Source organism: Micromonospora chalcea (genome assembly GCF_002926165.1).
Taxonomy (GTDB): domain Bacteria; phylum Actinomycetota; class Actinomycetes; order Mycobacteriales; family Micromonosporaceae; genus Micromonospora; species Micromonospora chalcea.
The window spans coordinates 96,830-103,412 of sequence record NZ_MAGP01000080.1 but is presented as its reverse complement, the minus strand read 5'-3'; the positions used below and the strand labels follow the sequence as shown (position 1 = coordinate 103,412).

Below are 6,583 nucleotides of genomic sequence, written 5' to 3'. Positions count from 1 at the left end.
ACGCCGTGCGGGATCAGCTTGTCACCCTGCACAGTCACGCTGACGGGCTTGACCGCGTGGGTGGTGTCGGCCGCGTGGGCGGCGACCGGGCCGGCGAACACGCCACCGGTGAAAGCCAGACCAGCAATACCCAGAACGCTCTTACGCAGAATCGTGTTCATGATGGGGGCTCCATTCGGGGGTCGACACACCCCCCGGGGGGACCGGGGGTGCGTGGGCACCGTCAGGCGCTCAAAGAAGTCTCAAGGGATCTCGGCTGCTCGCGGGGCGGGGGGCCTCTACGCGGCGCCGGAAGCAGGTCCAACGACCATCGGCCCGACATCATTCCCGGGCGCCTCACACCACCGGGGGGCGGCGCGGGGGCTCACGTCGCCGGAACCATGCTCAACGACCGGCCGGGCGGGATGATTCCCCGCGGCTCACGCCGTCGCACGTACTCAACGACCGGCACTGTTCCCACAGCCCGCACCCCCTCGCTCCGGGGGCGCGGCCTTGCTCGGTCGTTCACCCGGTTACAACGCCACCGGCCCGCCCACGATTCCGCCACCAGAGTGCCGCCCACCACCCCCAAACCCGACACCCCGCCCACACACGCCAAACCTCACCGAGTCCAGCTCGGGCGCCTCGCCCTGCGCCCTGTTGATCAAGGATTTTGCGGCCCTTTCCGGCACCCACGAGGACACAAACCCCTTGATCACCCTCGAAGAAGCCTCCCCGGGCACCCACCACAGGGTTGATCATGAGGTTAGCGGCGACATAACGGACACCAAGTGCCGCCAAGTTCATGATCGACGCGAGCGGGCAGGGCGGTGCGCTGGGCGGGAGCGAAGCGGCCGCGACCGGCCCCGCGATCTTGCAGTTCGCGCCCTCCAGGCACCCCATTTGCCCGGTTTGCGGGGTACCAAAGTGCAAGATCGCGCACACTCAGGGGGCCTGGGGTCGGGGATCTTGGAGTTGTGGTGCCTCGCGAAGAGTGCGAACCCGGGCATCCTGGGCGCCACAACTCCAAGATCGACGAGAACATGCGGGGACGCGGGCGGGAGGACGAGGGAGCGCGGGGTCAGCGGCGGCCGTGGCGGGCTCGTAGGTAGTCGGACACCACGTACTCGCCCAGGTCGTCCAGGTCGGGGGTGAACATCCGGCCACCAGAGCGCCGCGCCACCGCGTCCACGAACCGGCGCAGCCCCGGATCGTCGCCCAGCATGAACAGGTTGAGCGTCGCGCCGTACCGGGTCAGCCGGTCCACCTCCCGGATCGTCGCCGAGATGGTCTCCGGCAGCGGCGGCCAGTGGAAGTACGCCTCGCCGTCCTCCGGGTCCAGGTGCGCGGTGGGCTCGCCGTCGGTGACCACGAGCACCACCGGCTCGGCACCAGGGTGGCGGCGCAGGTGCCGGCCGGCGAGCCGCAGCGCGTGCTGGAGGTTGGTTCCCTGCTGCATGTCCGGCTCCACCGCCGCCAGTTCCTGCTGGGTCAGCGGCATCGCCTCCCGGCCGAAGCCGACGATCTGCAACGCGTCCTGCGGGAACCGGGTGGCCATCAGGTGCGACAGGGCCAGCGCGGTCTGTTTCATCGGGCCCCAGCGCCCCTGCGAGATCATCGAGTACGACAGGTCGACGCAGAGCACCACGGCCGCCGACGCCCGCCGTTCGGTCTCCACCACCTCGAAGTCCTCGACCGCGAGCGGCACCGGCACTCCGGGGCCGGCCCGGCGTACCGCGCGGGTGAGTGTGCGCACCACGTCCAGCGGCTGCTCGTCGCCGTACTCCCAGGGGCGGGACGCCCCGCTCACCTCGCCGGCCGCGCCCGCGGTGCGGAGGTCGTGCTGGCCGCGCGGGCCGGCGGTCAGGTCGGAGAAGACGCGCCGCAGCGCGGTGCTCGCGAGCCGGCGCAGCGCCTTCGGGCTGAGCGTCAGCCCGTCCGCGTCGCGGGTGACCCAGCCCTGGCGGCGCAGTTCGCGTTCCAGTTCCTGCAACCGGCGTACGTCGGCGGCGGCGTCGCGGCCCAGCGTGCGGGCGACCGCCTCCACGTCGACGTCGTCGAGCGTGGCGCCGGGCTGGTCCTGGTCGAGGGAGTCCAGCAGCTCGTCGAGTTCGGCGATCTCGTCGAGCGCACCGGTGGCCTCGCCGTAGCCGAGCGGCTGGTCGCCGCGTACGCGCTCGCCGCGCTGCCAGTTCAGGTCCGGCCGCAGCGACCGCAGGTGCGCGTCGAGCTGGGACAGCTCACCGGCGAGCCGGTCGCCGAGCGACTGGCGCATCAGTCCGGCCAGTTCCTCGCGCTGCCGGTCGGACAGCGACCGCATCAGTCGCTCACCTGCAGCCGCCCGCCGGGCCAGCACGTCGATCAGCTCGTCGACGTTCCTGGGCCGCTCCGGGAAGAACTCCCCGTGCCGCCCCATGAACTCGGCGAACGCGTCGGTGGTGTCCTCCGAGCGGGCGTGCCGGGCGAGCAGGTCGTTGAGGTCGCGCATCATCTCGGCGAGCTGCCGCTGGGCGGCCGGGTCGGCGGCGGCCCGCGCCGCGTCGCGCAGCCCGGCGAAGCGCTGCTCCAGCACGTCGCCACGCAACCCGTCGAGGATGCGCTGGTAGGTCTGCCGGGCCTCGGCGCTGGCCCAGTCGTACCCCGAAAGCTCCGACACCGCGCGGGCGGTGGAGCGGGGCAGGTTGTCGAGCACGGCCTCGGCGAACCGGGCGTCGTCGCCGTCGCGGCCGCGCAGCTCGTCGCGTTCGGCGGCGAGCGCCTGGTCGAGCAGCGCGCGGGCCCGGGTTACGGCGCCGTCCAGGTCGCCGCGGCGCAGCGCCTCCCGCCGCAGGCGTCGGGCGCGGGCGGCCAGGTCGTCCAGGCCACCCCGCCCCTGCGGGCCGCGCCGCAGCAGCTCGCGCAGCGACTCGCGCAGGCTGCCGCCGGCGAGCACGTCCGAGCCGACCGCGTCCACAGCGGCGCGCACGTCGTACGGCGGGGCGAGCGGGTCGGGTCCGCCGCGCCACTGCCCGTACCGGAAGCGGTTGCCGCCGGCCATTGTCAGTCCCGGTCCCCGTAGACGGTGCGCCCCGATTCGGTGACGTCCTTGCCGAGCCGGCGGGTCAGGTGCAGCCCTTCCAGCACGAACTCGATGCCGGCGGCGGCGGCCTCCGGGCTGGGCGCGTCGCCGAGCCCGAGCCGGTCGAGCACCTTGGCCAGCCCCGGTACGGTGCCGACCTGGCGCAGCAGCTCGGCCGAGGAGACCAGTTCCCCGGTCTCGACGGCGCCGCCCTCGGCGACGATCGCGGTGAAGCCGGACAGGTCGAGCCCGGCGAGCCGGGCGCGGAACGTCTCGGCGGTGGCGGTACGCAGCAGGTGCGCGAGCACCTCGATCTCGCGTCCCTCCTCGCCGCTCTCGAACTCGACCTTGCCGCGCAGCGTGGAGGTCACCGACACGGTGTCGCCGATCCGGGCCACCGGCGCCTCCGGCCGGGACGCCGACCCGGCCCCGCCAGCCGAGGCAGCAGCAGAGGCCACGGCACCTGACAGCAGACCGGAACGACGCAACGCGGCGGCGGCCACCGTCTCCGCGGCGGCGATGGCGAACCGGGCGGACACACCGGAGCGCGGGTCCACCGACGGGGACTCCCGCACGTCGCGGGCGAACCGGGCCAGCACCTCCAGCACGTGTTCCGGCACGACGGCGACCAGGTCGGCCTCCTGCCGGATCAGCGACAGCTCCAGGTCGAGGTCGAGCGGGTAGTGGGTACGGATCTCCGCGCCGAACCGGTCCTTGAGCGGCGTGATGATCCGGCCCCGGTTGGTGTAGTCCTCCGGGTTGGCGCTGGCCACCAGCAGCAGGTCCAGCGGCAGCCGCAGCTGGTAGCCACGGACCTGGATGTCGCGCTCCTCCAGTACGTTGAGCAGCGCCACCTGGATGCGTTCGGCCAGGTCGGGCAGCTCGTTGACGGCGAAGACGCCCCGGTTGGTACGCGGTACGAGCCCGAAGTGGATGGTCTCCGGGTCGCCGAGCGTGCGCCCCTGGGCGAGCCGGATCGGGTCGACGTCGCCGATCAGGTCGCCGACGCTGGTGTCCGGCGTGGCGAGCTTCTCGCCGTACCGCATCGAGCGGTGCAGCCAGCCGATCGGCAGGTCGTCGCCGGCCGAGTCGACCAGTGCCCGGGAGGCGGGGGTGATCGGGTGCATCGGGTGCTCGTTGAGCACCGAGCCGGGAATCACCGGGGTCCACTCGTCCAGCAGCGCGCCGAGCGAGCGGATCAGGCGGGTCTTGCCCTGCCCGCGCTCGCCGAGCAGCACCATGTCGTGCCCGGCGAGCAGCGCGCGCTCGACCTCGGGCAGCACCGTGTCCTCGTAGCCCACGATGCCGGGGAAGCGGTCCTCGCCGGAGCCCATCCGGGCGAGGAGGTTGTCTCGGAGTTCCTGCTTGACCGTGCGGTACTGGTGGCCGGTCGCGCGCAACGCGCCGAGCGTGCTCGGCAGCTCGGCGGGCGGGACCGGGAGAACCTGGTTGGGAGCGGTCACCCGATCCACGCTAGCGCGCTCCGATGACCGGCGGCGCCCGTCGCCACTGACGCCGCCGGAGCGCCGCTCACCTCCCGAGGCGGGCGCGGACCATCCGGGGCACCGCGGCCAGGCCGGTGACCGGGCGGAACGCGCGCGCGGCGGCGACCAGCGCGGCGTACTCGTCGTCGGTCAGGTCGATCTCGGCGGCGGCCGCGTTGCGTTCCATCTGCTCGACCCCGGACGCGCCGGGGATGGCCACCACGTTCGGGTGCCGCAGCACGTACGCGAGCGCGATCTGGCTCGGCGTGGCGTCGTGCGCGTCGGCCACCTCGCGCAGCGTGGCGATCAGCGCGGTGCCGCGTTCCAGGTTCTCCGGCAGGAAGTACGGGTTGGCCCGGCGTACCGCCCCGGCGGGCGGGTTCGTGGCGTCGTAACGGCCGGAGAGGAAACCCTGCGCCAGCGGCGAGTACGCGATGACGATCCGGCCGGCCTGCTCCGCGTACGGGATGAGGTCTTCCTCGGGGCCGCGGTCGATCATGCTGTAGCGGACCTGGTTGCTCAGCACCCGGCGGCCCAGCGCGGCCTCGGCGAACCGCCACCGGCGCAGGCCGTAGTTGCTGACGCCGACCTCGCCGACCAGTCCGACGTCCTGCAGCGAGCGCATGCCGCGCATGGTGGTGGTGTCGGCGACCACCGGGTTGGCCTGGTGCACCTGGTAGAGGTCGATGCCGTCGACGCCGAGCCGGGCGGCGGAGGCGACGGCGCGCTGCTGCACCACGGGGGCGACCGGCAGCAGCGGGAAGATCTTGCTGGCGACGACGACCTTGCTCCGGTCGCCGCCCAGCGCCGAGCCGAGGATGCGCTCGCTGCGGCCGAAGCCGTACAGCTCGGCGGTGTCGAACAGGGTGACGCCCAGGTCGAGCGCCCGCCGGACGATCTCGGCGGCGCGGCGCTCGTAGTCGGGGCCGTAGCCCCACTCCTTGGAGCCGAACTGCCAGGTGCCGAGGCCGATCTTGGAGATGGGCTTGGGGGTGTCGAGCTGCACGTAACGCATGTGGCCGAACGTACCCGCGCCGCTGCGGCCGCACTCCGCTGCGGACAGAATGACCTCGTGACATACCTCGCCAGCGACGACCGTTACCACGAGATGATCTACCGGCGCAGCGGCCGGAGCGGGCTGAAGCTCCCCGTCATCTCCCTCGGCCTGTGGCACAACTTCGGACCGGACCGGCCCTTCGAGCGGCAGCGCGACATCGTCCGCCGCGCCTTCGACCTCGGCATCACCCACTTCGACCTGGCCAACAACTACGGTCCTCCGCCCGGGTCGGCGGAGGAGAACTTCGGCCGGCTGCTCGCAGGCGACCTGAAGCCGTACCGGGACGAGCTGGTGATCTCCAGCAAGGCCGGGTACCTGATGTGGCCCGGCCCGTACGGCGAGTGGGGCTCGCGCAAGTACCTGATCTCGTCGCTGGACCAGTCGCTGCGCCGCCTCGGGCTGGACTACGTCGACATCTTCTACTCGCACCGCTTCGACCCGGAGACCCCGCTGGAGGAGACGATGGGCGCGCTCGACGCGATCGTCCGCTCCGGCAAGGCGCTCTACGTGGGCATCTCCAACTACGACTCGGAGCAGACCGAGCGCGCCGCCGAGATCCTGCGTGACCTGGGCACGCCGCTGCTGATCAACCAGCCGTCGTACTCGATGATGAACCGCTGGACGGAGAGCGACGGCCTGCTGGACACGCTGGAGGGCGTCGGCGCCGGCTGCATCGCGTACAGCCCGCTCGCCCAGGGCCTGCTCACCGACCGTTATCTCACCGGCATCCCGGCCGACTCCCGGGTACGCACGAGCGTCTTCCTCAACGAGGCCGACCTCGACGAGGAGACGATGGCGACGGTCCGGGGGCTCGCCGCGGTGGCCGAGCGGCGCGGTCAGACGCTCGCCCAGCTCGCCCTGGCCTGGGCGCTGCGCGACCCGCGCATGACCAGCCTCATCATCGGCGCGAGCAGCGTGGCGCAGCTGGAGGGCAACGTGGCCGCGCTGGACAACCTCGACCTCGCCGGTGACGACCTGGCCGAGATCGAGGGCCTGCTCGGCTGA

The 6,583-nt window shown here is 72.6% G+C and carries 4 protein-coding genes; 1 reads left to right on the top strand and 3 read right to left on the bottom strand.

The window, feature by feature from the left end; genetic code table 11:
* Nucleotides 1–1,060 precede the first annotated feature (1,060 nt).
* From BAW75_RS08565 to BAW75_RS08555, 3 genes are read right to left on the bottom strand one after another with little or no spacing between them, the layout of a single operon-like run.
* On the bottom strand, nt 1,061–3,016 hold the full coding sequence (locus tag BAW75_RS08565; protein WP_104113207.1) for a vWA domain-containing protein: 1,956 nt from the start codon (nt 3,014–3,016) through the stop codon (nt 1,061–1,063).
* A 2-nt stretch (nt 3,017–3,018) separates the two neighbouring features.
* Nucleotides 3,019–4,509: a magnesium chelatase ATPase subunit I gene (locus BAW75_RS08560; RefSeq protein ID WP_104113206.1), complete on the bottom strand. Its 1,491-nt coding sequence runs from the start codon at nt 4,507–4,509 to the stop codon at nt 3,019–3,021.
* Between the two features lie 58 nt (nt 4,510–4,567).
* On the bottom strand, nt 4,568–5,536 hold the full coding sequence (locus tag BAW75_RS08555) for an aldo/keto reductase (protein WP_104113205.1): 969 nt from the start codon (nt 5,534–5,536) through the stop codon (nt 4,568–4,570).
* Between the two features lie 57 nt (nt 5,537–5,593).
* Here BAW75_RS08555 and mgrA point away from each other — a divergent pair, with 57 nt between their 5' ends.
* On the top strand, nt 5,594–6,583 hold the full coding sequence (gene mgrA / locus BAW75_RS08550; RefSeq protein WP_064447745.1) for an L-glyceraldehyde 3-phosphate reductase: 990 nt from the start codon (nt 5,594–5,596) through the stop codon (nt 6,581–6,583).

What these genes read in the sequence shown, in the direction of transcription:
- BAW75_RS08565 (WP_104113207.1), bottom strand. Translation starts at nt 3,016, where the DNA reads ATGGCCGGCGGCAACCGCTTCCGGTACGGGCAGTGGCGCGGCGGACCC.
- BAW75_RS08555 (WP_104113205.1), bottom strand. Translation starts at nt 5,536, where the DNA reads ATGCGTTACGTGCAGCTCGACACCCCCAAGCCCATCTCCAAGATCGGC.